Below are 15738 nucleotides of genomic sequence, written 5' to 3'. Positions count from 1 at the left end.
CCCCTTGCAAGCTTTTTTTTACCCCAATATTATTGCTTGTCTTTTTTTTATACTTAAAAAATTTCAAATAATTGTTATTTATATATTTTTTATTTATGCGCTAAAATTTTGTTTAGCGCATAATTTGAACTTAACGTTTTACAGCGACTTTTTCACGTTCTCGACTACGTATAAGTTTCTCAATTTTGTCACGCGCCCGTTGACGTTTAAGTGGAGATAAATAGTCTACAAAAAGTTTGCCATTTAAGTGATCCATTTCATGTTGGATACACACCGCCAATAAGCCATCAGCTTCAATCTCAATTTTTTCTCCATCAAGATTTAAAGCTTCGATTTTGACGCGTGACGGACGTTCAACTTTATCGTATATTTGAGGAACTGAAAGGCAGCCTTCTTCATAAGGCTGAACTTCTTCAGTCAATGGCGTGACTTTAGGATTAATAAAAACTAAAGGTTGGTCTTTTTCTTCAGATAAGTCCATGACAATCAGCTGAATATGTTGATCAACTTGAGTTGCTGCTAAACCAATGCCAGGAGCATCATACATTGTTTCAAACATATCTGTGGCAAGCTGACGAATTTCATCAGTCACTTCTTCAACAGGTTGTGCAATGGTACGCAGACGTGGGTCTGGGAAATTTAAAATGGGTAATAAGGCCATATGCCCTCCTCACAAATACCATCTATTTAACAGCCCTATGAAGAACATGCTTCATAGAAAAATGTTAGGGAAGTTGGTTATTATAACGCAATTAGAAATATCCATTTAGGAATTATGATAATGAAAAAGGTTTTACAGGGGAGCGTCTTGGGGTTGAAAAAGCATGCCCTTGCCATGGCTCTAGGCGTTGGGTTAGGACTAGGCAGTTTATCTATGCTTCATGCTGCCTCACCGAATGTGTCACCACCGAGCCTCAAAGCGAGCGCACCACATGTTTATGTGGTACGTAAAGGCGATACGCTTTGGGATATTGCAGGAAAGTTCTTAAAAAGCCCTTGGCGCTGGCGTGAAATTTGGGCAAGCAATCCACATGTGAAAAATCCACACTGGATTTATCCTGGTGATCGCCTATTACTGTGTTCTTTTAATGATAAGCCCTTGATTGGTCGAGATGAAGGAGATGGCTGTGAAGGAATTATTCGTCGCCATACAGGCAGCATTAACCTAAAACCTCAAGTTCGTGTTGAGTCACTTGATAGTGCCATTCCTGTTATTCGTTTGAGTGATATTGAGGTTTGGTTATATCGTGCCAATATTGTAGCGCCTGATTCTTTAACCAATACCCCTTATATTGTTGGTGCAGCAGATAACCGTTTACTTGGTGGTAGTGGTCAAAAAGTTTATGCAAGAGGCAATGGCCTAGCGATTGGGCAAAAGTATGGTATTTACCGTGAAGCCGAGCCATATTTATTTAAAGATATAAATGGTAAGGAATATAATGCAGGTACTGAGCTAATTGAAGTCGCAAGTGCAATTTCAACAACTGAAAACGACAGTGGCGACATGACAACACTAGAAGTCACGAAGAGCTACAATCAGGAAATTCGTCGTGGTGACCTCATTTTACCTGAATATGAAAATGAACTTCCTTCTATCTTCTATCCAACAGCACAACACGAAGTCAAAGATGGTGCAAAAATTGTTCGTGTTCTAGGGTCTATTGGTGAAGCTGCAAAACGCAGTGTTGTCACAATTGACCGCGGGGTACTTGAGGGCGCCCAAACAGGACAAGTTTTCAATATTTACCAACAAGGTGAAGTGGTTCAAGATGTAAAAACCAAAAAACCGATTGCCTTACCGCAAGAACAAATTGGATCTTTAATGATTTTCAAAACGTTTGATCATCTCAGTTATGCTTATGTATTGGACAGCACTATACCAATCAAAGTCGGTGCATCGATTCAATCACCACTTGCATCGGAGTAATGGGATGATGTTGAACCAGATCAGCAAGCTTCAGCTAGAAAGTATTCGCTTGTGGTATTTGGTTCAACATTCGTTATCTAGCTATCAACAACTGATTGATTATTTTGGTAGTGCTGAACAAGCTGTCACACCAGCAAACCTACAACGCTGGTCAAGCTTAAGCATCCATAAAAATCACATTCAACGTGCCCAACAATTTTATTCTGCTGCCGAACAACAACATTTTCAGAAAATTTTAGATTGTCTGACTCAACATTGCGATTTTATCTGTTTAGCCAATGACCCTGATTATCCAGCCCAGTTATTACCATACTCCGACCGTCCTCCAATTTTGTTTGGACAAGGACAATCTTTTAATTTAAGCCAACCGCAAATTGCAATTGTAGGCAGCCGCAAGGCAAGCCAACATGGCTTACAACTCAGTTATGATTTTGCTTATTATCTTGCAGATAAAGGTTTTTTTATTACCAGTGGTTTAGCTCAAGGAATTGATCAAGCTGCACATCATGCTGGGCTAAAACATCAACGTACGATTGCAGTCATGGCAACTGGCATTGAACAAACCTATCCATCACAGCATCTTCAACTACGTCAGCAAATTGTTGAACATGGCGGTTGTGTCATTACTGAGTTTCTGCCTTTTACTAAACCTTTACAGCACAATTTTCCACGGCGTAATCGAATTGTCAGCGGACTAAGCCTTGGGGTATTAGTTGCTGAGGCTGCTTTGGAAAGTGGCTCTCTGATTACGGCAAAATTGGCTGCCGAGCAAGGTAAACTGATTTTTGCTATTCCTGGACATATTTATAGTGAACAGCATCGAGGCTGTCATCAACTGATCCGTGAAGGTGCAACTTTAGTTGACCATCCTGAGCAAATTATTGAAGATCTGGCGCTGCCCACCCAATGGCAAATACAACAACAAGATCACTCAACCCAGACCAAAGCCGATATTCCAACTCATCTACAGCATCTATATCAGCAACTCGACTGGGTTGGGCAAGACCTTGATCACTTGGCTGAAAAAACAAACTTAGCCGTTGATGTTTTACTGGCTCAGCTCATGGAATTAGAACTTTTAGGCTTGTGTTTACAGCAAGCAGGGCGTTATAGTCGTTGCCGTGCAGCAACTGCACCCTGCTTTTCTTAAATCCCTCAAAGAGCATAAACACATGATCACCTATTCAGTGGAACATGCCGCAGAACTTTTGCAGCATGGTCAGGTCTTAGCTTATCCAACCGAAGCAGTCTGGGGTCTAGGCTGTGACCCAATGAACCAAGATGCCTTTCAAAGTATTTTAGAATTGAAGCAACGCCCGATCGAAAAAGGGGTCATTCTCCTCGCGAGTGATATCGAACAAGTCGAAACCTTACTTGCTCCTCTCGAAAGTTCTCGCCAACAAGAAATTATTGCCAGCTGGTACAATCGCCAAGCAAATGAACGTGGTCTGACATGGCTGCTTCCAAATCAGAATATTATTCCTGAATGGATTACAGGTCAGCATCCTCGCGTCGCTGTACGCGTTACCAATCACCCACTGTGCCAACAACTGTGTCGCGCGTTTGGTCGTTTTATTGTCTCAACCAGCGCCAATCCCGCAGGTTTAGACCCTGCACGTAACCAAACACAAGCTGAGCAGTATTTTGGTGCATCTTTGAATTATTTGGCTGGGGAACTTGGACAAAGCCCTTTACCGAGTCGAATTATTGATGCGGTAACAGGTGAAATTATTCGAGATTAAGTGTTTTTTTAGATAAAAAATAGGCAAAAAAAAGCTCAGCCAAAAAGTAGTAGGCTGAGCAGAAAAGATGTGATGTTTTCACATCTAGAGGGTTTAAACGAAAGATAATGAAATCTTTTGTCCTAGAACATAATTAATTATGAACATATTTGTTTTTTTTGAAAAATAGTTTTTACGTCTAAGTTGAGCAATTTACTCTGAATAATTCATTTTAAAAAATTGGTCATACCAAATTACATTTTCTTGATGAATTAGACCGCTGATTTTATGTTTATTCTTCTTTTTTATTTTACTATTTGATATAAAAAAACGATCAAAACTATTTGATCGTTTTTTAACACATTTTGCTATTTTTTAACGATAACGACGTAGCATTTGCCAAATACAGACAATCAGTAAGCATGAAAAAAATAGACATGACCATACTGAAAGTGGCTGTCCTAAGAATGTCCAGTCAATTTTGGCACATTCACCTGAACCTGAAAGCACCTCTGCCAAGACTTCTTTCATGGGCAAAACATCGACCAAATAGTTTAAGCCTGGACCACAACTCGGGACTTGATCTGCAGGTAAGTGTTGCAACCAGATTTGACGGGCTGCAACGCCAATCGACCACAACATACCTAAGCCCGCCAAGAATGCATAAACTCGCTTAACGGCATGAGAGGCTGGATTGTGAATCAATGCAATCAGGGCAATAAAGCCCATTGCCATCAGACCTAAACGCTGAAAAATACACAATGGGCATGGTTCTAAACCCGTAACATGTTCTAGATAAAGTGCAAATGACATGCCGACAATGGTGATCAATACCAGCGCGGCATTGACTAGACGATAACTCAAGCGCAAATGGATTCCCCTTATTTTGCCTTAGCGGAAGTTCGCCAAATATTCTGTAAATGTAGGTTGTGACGTCTGTTCAAGTTGTTGTTGCTGTTTTAAAGAAGCCTCAACCAGTGTCTCAAAGTATGCTTGCTTTTCAGCAGTTAAATCATAATCTTGATAAGTTTGGGTATGCTGTTCAGCCAACTGGCTTCCCAAACGCCACGTTCCGCCTGCCTGCAACATATCTCGAATGACTTGAGCTGACAGTGTGGTTTGTGGGTCATCAATGCGTTGCTGCATCAGTGTGAGCGCATCAGCATATAATTGGGTCTGTTCCATCTCATCCAACAACGTTGCAACAGGACGCATTGCATCTAAATGCAACTGCAACCAGTCTGCAATAGCATAGCTGCTGCTTAAGCTTTGAATAGTGGCATTTTCAGCACGCCCACGTTCCACAACTTCCGCTTGATTTTTCTCAATCAGCTCTTGTTCTTCAACAGAGATTTCAGGGCTGTCTTGTAACAGACAGTACAAAGCCAAACTTTCCAAGAATGCTGCACTTGAGCTTTCAATCCCAATTTCACTATACGGATTAACATCGACCGCGCGCAGTTCAATATACGCGACACCCCGTTTTTCCAAAGCTTCCGACGGCGTTTCACTGCCTTGTGGGACTTGTTTTGGGCGTACTAAACTGTAGTACTCATTTTCAATTTGTAAAATGTGGTCATTAATCTGAATGGGCTCACCTTGAGCATCATCTAAACCGAGTTCACTAAATGCAGGATAAGGCGTTTTCACTGCGGCCTGTAAGCCCTGCAAATAGCCTGTTAAGTTGTTGTAATGAATACCTAACTGTTTTTGTGCCGAGTTTTGATAACCATGACGACCCATACGTAGCGCAGTCGCATACGGCAAATGTAGTGTCCCACCGACCAAAGGCTGAAGTTTATGTTCACGTCCAATCAAGAAGGTTTTACAGACCGTTGGACTCGCGCCCAATAAATACATCACCATTGGGGTCAGGCGAATAAAATTCCGAATCAAACCAAAATAACGATGACTACGATAATCTTGAAGGCTTAACGCTTTTAAGGCTGGATCTTGTTCATGTTGCTGCAAGCGTTCAAACAACTGATCAGGAAATGAGACGTTGTAATGCACCCCTGCAATGGTTTGCATACGGCGACCATAACGCACCCCCAATCCCTTACGATACAAGGTTTTGAAACGCCCAATATTGGATGAGCCATACTCTGCTAAAGGAATCTGTTCTTCATCTTGGTCGAGCATACATGGCATCGACATTGGCCAAAGTTTTTCACCCTCAGGTAAATGCTGATCGGCAATATGATGAATGTCGCTTAAATAATTTAATGCAGCCGCAATATTATGCTGTGGAGGGGTAATAAATTCTAATAATGCTTCGGAATAATCAGTGGTAATGTGCGGATGGGTTAAGGCTGAACCCAAAGCAGCGGGATGTGGTTGTTGTGACAAATAGCCATCGTGCTGCATACGTAAAGTTTCACGCTCAATTCCCCGCAACATTCCCGTGACTACAGATGCGTCTACCCAACTTGGCACAATAGTTTGAGAAACGGCATTGGGTTGACTCATGTTCTTTACTCACTCGAATTAAAATGATTATTCAGATCAAACGGACAAATTATACTGATGATTATGACAATCGGTATGAAATAATTATCACGAATAGCACCGCTCAAAATTGTACCGATAAACCATCATATAGATGCATCAAAAATATGAATTGTATTGCAAAATAATTGCAGAATAATGCTCAATACTTCACAAAAACGAAAATAGCGAATTTGAGTTGAGATAAGACTGAGTCATGGCAACATCTTTGCCATTTACCCATAAAAATATTTAAAATCAATCTATTAATCAGCAGTACAAGATGTTTAATACATTGATTTACATACTTATTATTCATCATCAATTCACAATCATGGCTGAAGATGATGTGGTTGTATTACAACAAAATCTCCATTGACTCTCTTCGCTATGCTCTTCATGGTGATGGATATCGGGTCACTACAGCAGAACCACAAGTCGCATTTTCATAATGCATTGATCATTAACAATTTTTAATAAATCTTAGAATTTGGAGTAGCAAGATGCATAAATTGATTCCATGTCTGGGCTTTAGTCTTGTGCTTGGACTATCTGCCTGTAGTACCCTGCCGAGTCAACCTCGAAGTTTTGAGCAACTCGGACAATTCTCAAGTTATCAGCTGAACAGCCAAACCTATCGTGTTGGCTTTAAAGCAACGTCAAACTTAAGCTATGGCACAGCCGAAGAAATTACCTTGGTGAAAGCCGCTCAAGTTACCATGAAGAATGGTTTCCGCTATTTTAAAGTCTTGAATGACCCGAGCAACCGTACCCAACAACCACCGCGCAAGGCTGTGGTCTATCCTGATCCAATGTTCTATCCCTATGGTTTTCGTAACCCTCGCTTTTATGATCCGCTATACAACATGCCTCAAGTCGTGACCATTGACCCTGTCGAAGTGTCCTATACAATTGAATGTTATAAAGATCAGAAAAATGTCCCAAGTGATGCCTTTGATGCCACTCTGATTTTAAAATCAATTGGACAAAAATATGGGGTCAGTGCCACAGGTGAAGTGTTATCACCTGCACCGCCACAGCCTCATTAATCTCACCCTATTAGGAATCAAACATGAGTCTACCCACGCCAACAAGCTCAACATTGACCAGTTTACAACGCAGTAAGCGCTTTGCAGGCATTGCACTGGTCATGGCGATTGTGGCGTGGTTGATCTTAATGGTGTTGGCAAAATTCTTGCCTGATTATGCTTGGCTGATTCATATTTTAATGTTGGGTGCAGAAGCAGGCGTGGTGGGTGGTTTGGCGGACTGGTATGCGATTACCGTGCTATTTCGCAACCCTTTTGGGAAAATGCCGATTCCGCGTTTCCTACTTGACCACACCGAAATCATTCCGCGCAATAAAGCCCGAATTGCCGAGTCAATGGGACGCTTTGTCCAAGAGAATTTTTTATCGCCTGAAGTCGTAGAACGCAGTCTCAAACAAACTGATTTAAGTTTGAGCGTTGGGCGTTGGTTGGCAAATCCGCAAAACAATGGTCAAGTCACGCAACTGATGCAGCAAAGCCTGCCGCAAGTGTTGGACTTTGTTGGACAAGAACAAATTGCAGGATTTATTCAAAGTAACAGTGTGCAATGGGTGCGTAGCACTCAAATCAACAACTTAGCCAGTGAAATGTTACGTGCGGTTTTGGACAATGACTTTCATCAAGACTTGTTACAGCATGGTTTGGATTTGGCACATGACTGGGTGACATTTCATCCTGAACAGACTCGTGAACTCACCCAACGAATTTTTCAGGAACTCGGTGTTTGGAAAATTGCCAAAGGCTTCAACTGGATTGGCATTGATGTACAACAACGCATGATTGACAGCTTGGTCGAGAAAGTCGAAGCCATGCTGGCCGATCCTGAACATCCGTGGCGACAATATGTCGAAAACTACGCACAAACCCTGATGTTGGAACTGCGTGATCCAGAGAGTCATGCCAGTCTGCGCCTGAATGCCACCAAAAATGCCCTGCTCGACAGCCCACAAATGTTGAACTTCATTAGCGGTGCAGTGGTGATTTTATGCAATGCCATCAAGCAGGATTTACAAAAAGAACAATCAGGGATTGCACAAAACGTGCGAGCTGCCATTGAGCTGGTCGGACAGAACCTCATGGAAAATGACAAGGTTCGTGAAATTCTCAATCAACGCTTAAGTCAACTCGCGATTCAGCTCAGCGACCAATACAGCAACAAAGTCATTCGCTTTATTAGCCAACGGATTCATGAATGGGATTCATCCGAAATGATTGGCAAGATTGAAAACGAAGTCGGTGGCGATTTGCATATGATTCGGGTCAACGGCGTGATCGTTGGCGCATTTATTGGGTTATGCTTGGGGATCATTCGCGCAGCGGTTGAATACCTGATTTAACATTAAAAATTAGAGAAAGAATTCATGTTGTCATTCCCGTCCAAACTCCCTGCTCAGGGCGTCACCATTTTTAGCCAAATGTCGGCACTGGCTCAACAACTCAATGCTCTTAATCTGTCGCAAGGTTTCCCAGACTTTGCTGCGCCTGAAGCGCTGCTTGATTGCTTGGTTGAAGCCACCCGAAATGGTTTTAACCAATATGCTGCGGGTGATGGCTGGATGCCTCTGCGTGAGCAAGTCGCACAGCAGTTTTTACAGCGCGATCAAGTGCAACTCGACATCCCTCAAGAAGTCACCATTACCTCAGGGGCAACCATTGCACTGTACTGTGCCATTCAAGCCCTGATTCACGCAGGCGATGAAGTGATTATTTTTGATCCGAGTTATGACAGCTACGCGCCTGCGGTGGAGCTGGCTCAAGGCGTGAGCGTACGGATTCCCCTGCTCGCACCTGATTTTCAGGTGGACTGGCAACAGGTCAAAGACAGCATCAACTCGCGTACCCGCATGATTATTGTCAATACACCACACAATCCAAGTGGTGCGATTTGGTCAAAACAGGACTGGCTGACCCTGATCGACTTGATTAAAGAACACAATATTGTGGTGCTTTCCGATGAAGTCTATGAACACCTGATTTATGACGGTCAGCGCCATTATTCGGCATTGTCATTTCCTGAACTGCGCCAACGTAGCCTTGTGGTTGGCTCGTTTGGCAAGACTTTTCATGTCACGGGCTGGAAAACGGGCTACTGTGTTGCTGCGCCTGAGTTCATGCGTTTATTCCGTCAGGTGTATCAGTTTGCCAGTTTCTGCGGGAACACGCCTTGCCAAGTAGCGCTCGGCAATTTTATGCAGCAGCATCCTGAGCATATCCAGCAGCTCGCCAATTTTTATCAACAAAAACGTGATCTGTTTAATACAGGTCTGGCGCAGTCCAAGTTTATCTTTAAGCCGACTCAGGGCACTTATTTTCAAAATGTCGACTACAGTCAGATTCGCCCTGACCTGAACGATGTCGAGATGTGCCAATGGTTAGCACAGACCCATAAAATCGTTGCCATTCCAATTTCTGTGTTCTATGCCCAACCACCCAAAGACTTGCGTTTGTTACGCTTTTGCTTTGCTAAAAAAACCGAAACGCTGCAACAGGCTTGCGAGATTTTGGCTCAGGTGAATTAAGGATTTCTACTACTGCCTGCTCCTCGCTATTGAAGTGCAGGCATTTCAAAGAATAAGAACTAATTTACTGATTCAGAATAAATAATTGAACTAAAACGGTGCATGAAAAACGGTATTTTTCAACAATTTTGGAGAATTTTCACCCGACAACAAAAATCTATGCTTTAATCAAAATCGATTCAGTTATAGTGAAACACATCTTTTATTCATAAGGATTATGTCGATCATGAGCGCAATAATTACACGTGAAATTCAATATACAGCTCCAGATGGTAAGACCTTAATCGGCTTTTTTGCTGCACCACAATCTGACATACCTCTACCTGCCGTATTGGTTGCACCAGAATGGTGGGGACGCAATGATTATGTCATGCAGCGCGCTCAAGAATTGGCTGAACATGGCTATGCGGCATTTGCGATTGATATGTACGGTGACAAACAAACCACTGAACAAGCCAGCCAAGCCAATGAATGGATGATGGAAACGTTCCAGCAGCCAAATACTATTGTTGAGCGTGTGACTGCGGCACTTGCTACGCTTGCAGCACAACCTGAAGTGGATGTACAACGTTTGGCAGCGATTGGTTTCTGTTTCGGTGGCAAAGTCGTTTTAGATTTGGCACGTTCAGGTGCAGAAGTGAAAGCCGTTGCCACCTTCCACGGCAACTTGTCCACAGCGACACCTGCCGAAAAAGGCAAGATCAAAGCTGAAGTTTTAGTGCTGCACGGCGAACTCGACAGCATGGTGACTTTAGACAATGTCGAAAGCTTCAAACAGGAAATGCAAGCTGCCGATGTGAAGCATGAAGTGATGATTTTAGCCAACGCCAAACACGGCTTTAGCAACCCGCTTGCCGATGTTCGTGCCAAAGCCAACGGCGTTGATTTGGGCTATAACCCAGAAGCTGAACGTGCAGGCCTCGATGCCATGTACCAACTACTAGCACGTGATCTCCGTGCTTAAACCGATTTATTGAATTGTTAGAACAAGTAGGAAGCGACCATGACTGAGCATTGTGCTTATTGCGATTTTGATGATTATGATGTGATTGCCAAAAATGACTTTGGCGTAATTTTCCCAGAACCTCATCCCCTGTCGAAAGGACATATGGTGATTGTACCATTACGTCATGTCAGTTCATTTTTTGATGTCACTGACAAAGAACGCAAAAGTCTGATGTCCTTACTTGAACAAGCGCGTAATGAGCTACAGATTCTGTATCATCCTGAAGGCTATCATATCGGCTTTAACGACGGGAATGTGTTTGGCGACGTTTCACAACATCTGCACATTCATGTGATTCCACGTTATAAAGGTCAACAATTGAAGCTCGATGAACGCTGGGGCATCTTAAACCCAAGCGAAGCTTAAAATCCTGCTTTTAAAATCTTGCTGATTCCTCTGTGAAGATGTGTACGCACATCTTCACTGCTTTTTGCCGCTCGCTTGACGTATACTACCTCGCGGTTTTGAGAGGTGGTATGCATGTCTGATTTTTCATTTTCTGATGCTTTACTGATTTGGTTCGACCAGCACGGTCGGCATGATTTGCCGTGGCAAGTCGCTGATGATCCCTACAAAGTCTGGGTTTCAGAAATCATGTTGCAACAAACCCAAGTCAAAACCGTCCTGCAATATTTTGAGCGTTTTATTCAACGCTTTCCAACCGTTGAAGCCCTTGCTCAGGTGAGTTGGGATGAAGTCGCGCCCTACTGGGCAGGTCTAGGTTATTACGCTCGGGCACGCAATCTGCACAAAGCCGCTCAAATCGTTGCTGCACAAAGCCATTTTCCAGAAACCCTTGAAGACTGGATGGCACTGCCTGGCATTGGACGTTCGACCGCAGGCGCTCTGATGTCACTAGGTTTACGTCAGTACGGCGTGATTATGGATGGCAATGTCAAACGCGTGTTGGCGCGCTTTTTTGCCATTGAAGATGATCTGAGTAAACCTGTGCATGAACGGGAGATGTGGACGCGTGCCGAACAGCTTTGCCCTGTTGAACGTAATCATGACTACACGCAAGCGATTATGGATTTGGGCGCAACCATCTGTACCCCAAAAAAACCACTCTGTCTGTACTGCCCAATGCAGCAGCATTGCCAAGCCCATCAACAAGGGATTGAAACCGAACTACCGTTCAAGAAAGCCAAGAAACCTGTGCCTGTAAAACAGGCGGAAGTGTTGTTACTGTGTCATCAAGATCAGTGGTTATGGCAACAGCGTCCTGCACTTGGACTCTGGGGCGGTTTATATTGCCTGCCGATTTTTGCAGATCTGAACGAACTGCAACAGCAACGGACTACTTTGGGTTTAGCAACAGCGCAATATCTCACACAAATTCGTCATAGTTTTACCCACTTCACATGGGAATTAAATATTCAGCAAATCCAAGTTGACAGCGATCAGTTGGAACATCTACAAATAGAACTGGGCGGTGAATGGCTCACCCCACAACAGGCAATTGACCGAGGCATTCCAACAGCCATGAAAAAACTGATTCAAAGCGTTTAAACATCTATACGGCATGCTGTTGGAAAATACTGATTCAAAGGACACTGTATTTTGCGTTTTCTTTCACATGCTGTTTTAATTTTAACGGTCATCGTTTTGGCTGCGTGTAGTTCAACGCCGAGAAAGACTACACCACTGCCCAACCAGCAAGTCAGCCGTCTCAAAGCCATGCCTCTCGACTTTCATTTGCCGATTCCTGTCAAAGGCGTCAAAGCAGATCAGCTCACCGATACTTGGGGTGCTTCACGCAGTGCGGGACGTCGCCATGAAGGAATTGATATACTGGCACCACGCGATACCAAAGTGACCAGCGCCACCGAAGGTTTAGTCGCCAGTTTGCAAAGCAACACCCTTGGTGGCAATGTCATCTGGATTTTAGGCCCTGCGGGTTCTTGGCATTATTATGCACATTTGGACAAGCATAAACGCGGCTTAAAAGTCGGAGACTATGTGCATGCGGGCGAACTGATTGGCTACGTCGGCAACACGGGCAATGCCAAACACACCGTCACCCATTTACACTATGGTATTTATTTGGATGGCAAAGGTCGCGGCGCGGTCAATCCATTCCCCTATTTACGTTAGGAACACTTGTTTCATGTCTGAAGCCCTTATCAATCGTTTAGTTGACTTTGCCGAATCGGGCAATCAACAAAAAATCCAACTTCGTGGTCAATGCTATCAGGGCTGGGTCATGGAAATTGCAGAAAATGGTCTGCTGATTAGTACAGGCTACAATGACAAAGCAGGTAAGGATCTGTGGCTGTCTTTAGAAGATTTACAACAAGCCGAACTGTTTTTTTGGGACACTCAAAACGATCAGTGGACATTATTCACACTTTAAAAACAGCATATAATCAGGAGTTTGCCATGTCTCAACAGCGCTGTCGCTGGTGTTCCGATGATCCACTCTATATCGCCTACCACGATAAGGAATGGGGCAAACCCTTATATGATGAAGCGCAACTGTTTGAACTGTTGTGCCTCGAAGGTCAGCAAGCAGGTCTGTCTTGGATTACCGTCCTGAAAAAACGCGACTGTTACCGTCAGCATTTTTTTCAATATTCTATTCAACAGATTGCAGAACTATCCGATACTGCCTTAGAACAAAAACTGCAAGATGTAGGCTTAATCCGTCACATCGGCAAACTCAACGCTATTCGAGCCAATGCACAAGCATGGTTGAACCTCAAACAAGACGTGGGTGATGTGGTGACATGGCTGTGGCAATTTGTTGATGCTCAGCCGATTCACAATGCCGTTCCAAATTATCGAGAAGCGCCTGCACAAACCGAGATCAGCCAGAAACTCTCGAAAACCCTGAAAAAGCGTGGTTTTAAATTTGTGGGTGCGACCACCTGCTATGCGTTCATGCAAGCTTGTGGCATGGTCAACGATCATGAAGATGACTGCTTTTGCAAATAACAACAATTCCAAACAAGGAGTGCGTCATGAGTGAAAATCGAATTCGTAGCTATGCAGCCTTAACTGCAAAATCTGCTCTCGTTCCGCATGAGTTTGATGCAGGTGATCTGTTGCCTCATCAAGTCGAGGTCAAGGTCGAATACTGTGGTTTGTGCCACTCCGATCTGTCGATGATTGACAATGACTGGGGTGTTTCCCAGTATCCTGTCATCGCAGGGCATGAAGTGATTGGCAAAATTGTACGACTGGGCAGTGAAGCTAAAGGTCTGAAACTGGGTCAACGTGTCGGTATTGGTTGGACAGCGGAAACCTGCCAAGCCTGTGATCACTGCCTTGCAGGACAACAGGTGCTGTGTACAGGTGAACGTAAGGCGACCATTGTCGGGCATGCAGGCGGTTTTGCCGACAAAGTCCGTGCTGGCTGGCAGTGGGTGATTCCCCTTCCCGATGACCTTTCCCCTGAAAGTGCTGGCCCACTTCTTTGTGGCGGCATCACTGTATTTGATCCTTTGCTAAAACATCAGATTCAGGCCACACATCACGTGGGTGTCATTGGAATTGGTGGTTTGGGTCATATGGCAATTAAACTGCTGAAAGCATGGGGCTGTGAAATCACTGCATTTACCTCCAGTTTAGATAAAACCGAAGAACTCAAAGCCATGGGCGCAGACCATGTGGTGAACAGTCGTGACAGTGCAGTGCTGAAAGCCCAAGTAGGAAAATTCGATTTATTACTCAGCACCGTCAATGTCACACTCGACTGGAAAAGCTATCTGCATAGCCTTGCTCCAAATGGCAGTGTGCATCTGCTTGGCATTCCCCTAGAACCGATTGCAACGCCTGCCAACTTACTGATTAGCGGCGCAAAATCCATTACTGGCTCGCCAACAGGTTCACCAGCAGCATTACGTACCTTGCTGAAATTTGCCGCGCGCAAAAACATTGCGCCACAAATTGAACTGTTCCCGATGTCACAAATTAACGATGCCATTGAACGCCTACACTCAGGGCAAGTCCGTTACCGCGTAGTCCTCAAGGCTGATTTTGACTAAATTTCTCTTTCACCTGACCGTGGCAAATTGACTTAATCAGTTTGTCACTGATTGGGAAAACCCTCTGCCAGTCGCTCTGCCAAAAATTCAATCAACAGACGCACCCGTTTAGGTAGGTGTTCCTGCTGATAATAGACTGCTTGAATCACCTGTTCTTTTAAAACAGTCTGATCGGTCAAAATCGGAATCAGCTCCTGCTTTTTCAAATCCTGATGAATCAAAAACTCGGATAAACTGGCAATTCCGTTGCCACATAACGCCAGTTTACGAATGGTTTCTCCCGTACTGGCTGTTAAATTGGCACAGATTTTTAAAGGTTGACCCTCTTTTAAAATCGGCCAGACATTCAAATGTGGATGCTGACCAAAGCCAATCAGCTGATGCTGCAATAACTCATCGACTGATTGTGGACAGCCATGCTCCGCCAGATAACTTGGGCTTGCCACCAGATATAACCGACTACGTGCCAGATATTTGGCATGCAAAGAGGAATCGTGCAAGTTGCCAATCCGAATCGCGACATCGGTTTTATTTTCCAGTAAATCAACAATCTGATCGTTACTGTTCAGCTCAATTTTGAGCTGCGGATAACAACGGCGAAATTCCTGAATCAGTGGCACAATCACGTGCAACACAAATGATGCAGCAGCATCGACCCGAATTAGACCTGAAATATCACTGTCCGATTTCAGTAAGGCATCTTCCGCCGCAGACAAATCACTTAAAATTTGCCGTGCGCTTTGCAAAAACAATTCACCTTCTTGGGTCAGTTTTAAACGGCGGGTGGTGCGTTCGAGCAGCGTCACACCCAGTTTCTGTTCTAGACGGCTCAAGGCACGGCTCACGCCCGATGTGGTTTGCTTGAGCAAATCAGCCGCAGCACCCAAACTGCCTGTATCAACCACCGCAATAAAGACCTGTAATTCTTCGATGCTGGATTTCACCTGCCACCTATTCTTGATAAATAATCAAAAATATTTTGCAGATTTCCATATTTTTCAGCAACAAAAAACCAAGCAAAATAGTCACATATTTAAGAATAC

17 protein-coding genes are annotated in these 15738 nt (G+C 43.9%); 13 read left to right on the top strand and 4 right to left on the bottom strand.

The window, feature by feature from the left end; all coding sequences use genetic code 11:
* Nucleotides 1-130 precede the first annotated feature (130 nt).
* On the bottom strand, nucleotides 131-661 hold the full coding sequence (def, locus tag LVY74_RS16130; protein WP_237815901.1) for a peptide deformylase: 531 nt from the start codon (nucleotides 659-661) through the stop codon (nucleotides 131-133).
* Between the two features lie 120 nt (nucleotides 662-781).
* On the opposite strand from def, the gene LVY74_RS16125 reads away from it, so the two are divergent.
* Genes LVY74_RS16125 through LVY74_RS16115 form a run of 3 tightly spaced genes read left to right on the top strand, consistent with a single transcriptional unit; the run spans nucleotide 782 to nucleotide 3669 of the window.
* The gene (locus LVY74_RS16125; protein ID WP_237815900.1) at nucleotides 782-1927 is read left to right on the top strand and encodes a LysM peptidoglycan-binding domain-containing protein; all 1146 of its coding nucleotides are present in this window, start codon (nucleotides 782-784) and stop codon (nucleotides 1925-1927) included.
* 7 nt (nucleotides 1928-1934) lie between these two features.
* Nucleotides 1935-3077, top strand: coding sequence for a DNA-processing protein DprA (dprA, locus tag LVY74_RS16120; protein WP_237815906.1), 1143 nt, complete (start codon nucleotides 1935-1937; stop codon nucleotides 3075-3077).
* Between the two features lie 22 nt (nucleotides 3078-3099).
* Complete coding sequence (locus tag LVY74_RS16115; protein ID WP_237815899.1) at nucleotides 3100-3669, top strand: L-threonylcarbamoyladenylate synthase; 570 nt, start codon at nucleotides 3100-3102, stop codon at nucleotides 3667-3669.
* A 354-nt stretch (nucleotides 3670-4023) separates the two neighbouring features.
* On the opposite strand, the gene LVY74_RS16110 is transcribed toward LVY74_RS16115, so the two are convergent.
* On the bottom strand, nucleotides 4024-4518 hold the full coding sequence (locus LVY74_RS16110) for a disulfide bond formation protein B (RefSeq protein ID WP_237815898.1): 495 nt from the start codon (nucleotides 4516-4518) through the stop codon (nucleotides 4024-4026).
* 21 nt (nucleotides 4519-4539) lie between these two features.
* The gene (gene gshA / locus LVY74_RS16105) at nucleotides 4540-6117 is read right to left on the bottom strand and encodes a glutamate--cysteine ligase (RefSeq protein ID WP_237815897.1); all 1578 of its coding nucleotides are present in this window, start codon (nucleotides 6115-6117) and stop codon (nucleotides 4540-4542) included.
* 521 nt (nucleotides 6118-6638) lie between these two features.
* Here gshA and LVY74_RS16100 point away from each other — a divergent pair.
* The 10 genes from LVY74_RS16100 (at nucleotide 6639) to ahr (ending at nucleotide 14695) form a co-directional block, all read left to right on the top strand.
* Nucleotides 6639-7184 carry a CC0125/CC1285 family lipoprotein gene (locus LVY74_RS16100; protein ID WP_237815896.1) on the top strand — a complete coding sequence of 182 codons (546 nt, stop codon included), beginning with the start codon at nucleotides 6639-6641 and terminating at the stop codon, nucleotides 7182-7184.
* A gap of 23 nt (nucleotides 7185-7207) precedes the next feature.
* Nucleotides 7208-8521 (top strand): DUF445 domain-containing protein, encoded by a 1314-nt coding sequence (locus LVY74_RS16095; RefSeq protein ID WP_237815895.1) that lies wholly within the window; start codon nucleotides 7208-7210, stop codon nucleotides 8519-8521.
* Between the two features lie 24 nt (nucleotides 8522-8545).
* A complete protein-coding gene (locus LVY74_RS16090) occupies nucleotides 8546-9703 on the top strand; it encodes a methionine aminotransferase (protein ID WP_237815894.1) in 1158 nt (385 codons plus the stop codon).
* Nucleotides 9704-9929: 226 nt separating this feature from the next.
* Complete coding sequence (locus tag LVY74_RS16085) at nucleotides 9930-10667, top strand: dienelactone hydrolase family protein (RefSeq protein ID WP_269091443.1); 738 nt, start codon at nucleotides 9930-9932, stop codon at nucleotides 10665-10667.
* Nucleotides 10668-10706: 39 nt separating this feature from the next.
* Nucleotides 10707-11075: an HIT family protein gene (locus tag LVY74_RS16080; RefSeq protein ID WP_151709961.1), complete on the top strand. Its 369-nt coding sequence runs from the start codon at nucleotides 10707-10709 to the stop codon at nucleotides 11073-11075.
* Between the two features lie 114 nt (nucleotides 11076-11189).
* Nucleotides 11190-12218, top strand: a complete 1029-nt coding sequence (mutY, locus tag LVY74_RS16075) for an A/G-specific adenine glycosylase (protein ID WP_237815893.1) — start codon at nucleotides 11190-11192, stop codon at nucleotides 12216-12218.
* 51 nt (nucleotides 12219-12269) lie between these two features.
* Nucleotides 12270-12803 carry a M23 family metallopeptidase gene (locus LVY74_RS16070; protein ID WP_269091442.1) on the top strand — a complete coding sequence of 178 codons (534 nt, stop codon included), beginning with the start codon at nucleotides 12270-12272 and terminating at the stop codon, nucleotides 12801-12803.
* A gap of 13 nt (nucleotides 12804-12816) precedes the next feature.
* Complete coding sequence (locus LVY74_RS16065) at nucleotides 12817-13062, top strand: hypothetical protein (RefSeq protein WP_151709964.1); 246 nt, start codon at nucleotides 12817-12819, stop codon at nucleotides 13060-13062.
* A gap of 26 nt (nucleotides 13063-13088) precedes the next feature.
* Nucleotides 13089-13643, top strand: a complete 555-nt coding sequence (locus LVY74_RS16060) for a DNA-3-methyladenine glycosylase I (protein WP_237815892.1) — start codon at nucleotides 13089-13091, stop codon at nucleotides 13641-13643.
* A gap of 26 nt (nucleotides 13644-13669) precedes the next feature.
* Nucleotides 13670-14695: an NADPH-dependent aldehyde reductase Ahr gene (gene ahr, locus LVY74_RS16055; RefSeq protein ID WP_237815891.1), complete on the top strand. Its 1026-nt coding sequence runs from the start codon at nucleotides 13670-13672 to the stop codon at nucleotides 14693-14695.
* Nucleotides 14696-14739: 44 nt separating this feature from the next.
* On the opposite strand, the gene LVY74_RS16050 is transcribed toward ahr, so the two are convergent.
* Nucleotides 14740-15639: a LysR family transcriptional regulator gene (locus LVY74_RS16050; RefSeq protein ID WP_237815890.1), complete on the bottom strand. Its 900-nt coding sequence runs from the start codon at nucleotides 15637-15639 to the stop codon at nucleotides 14740-14742.
* Nucleotides 15640-15738: the final 99 nt, after the last annotated feature.

Source organism: Acinetobacter sp. ME22, from assembly GCF_022012315.1.
GTDB lineage: Bacteria > Pseudomonadota > Gammaproteobacteria > Pseudomonadales > Moraxellaceae > Acinetobacter > Acinetobacter brisouii_A.
Note: the sequence above shows the minus strand (reverse complement) of the source record. Positions and strands in the feature narration are given on the sequence as shown.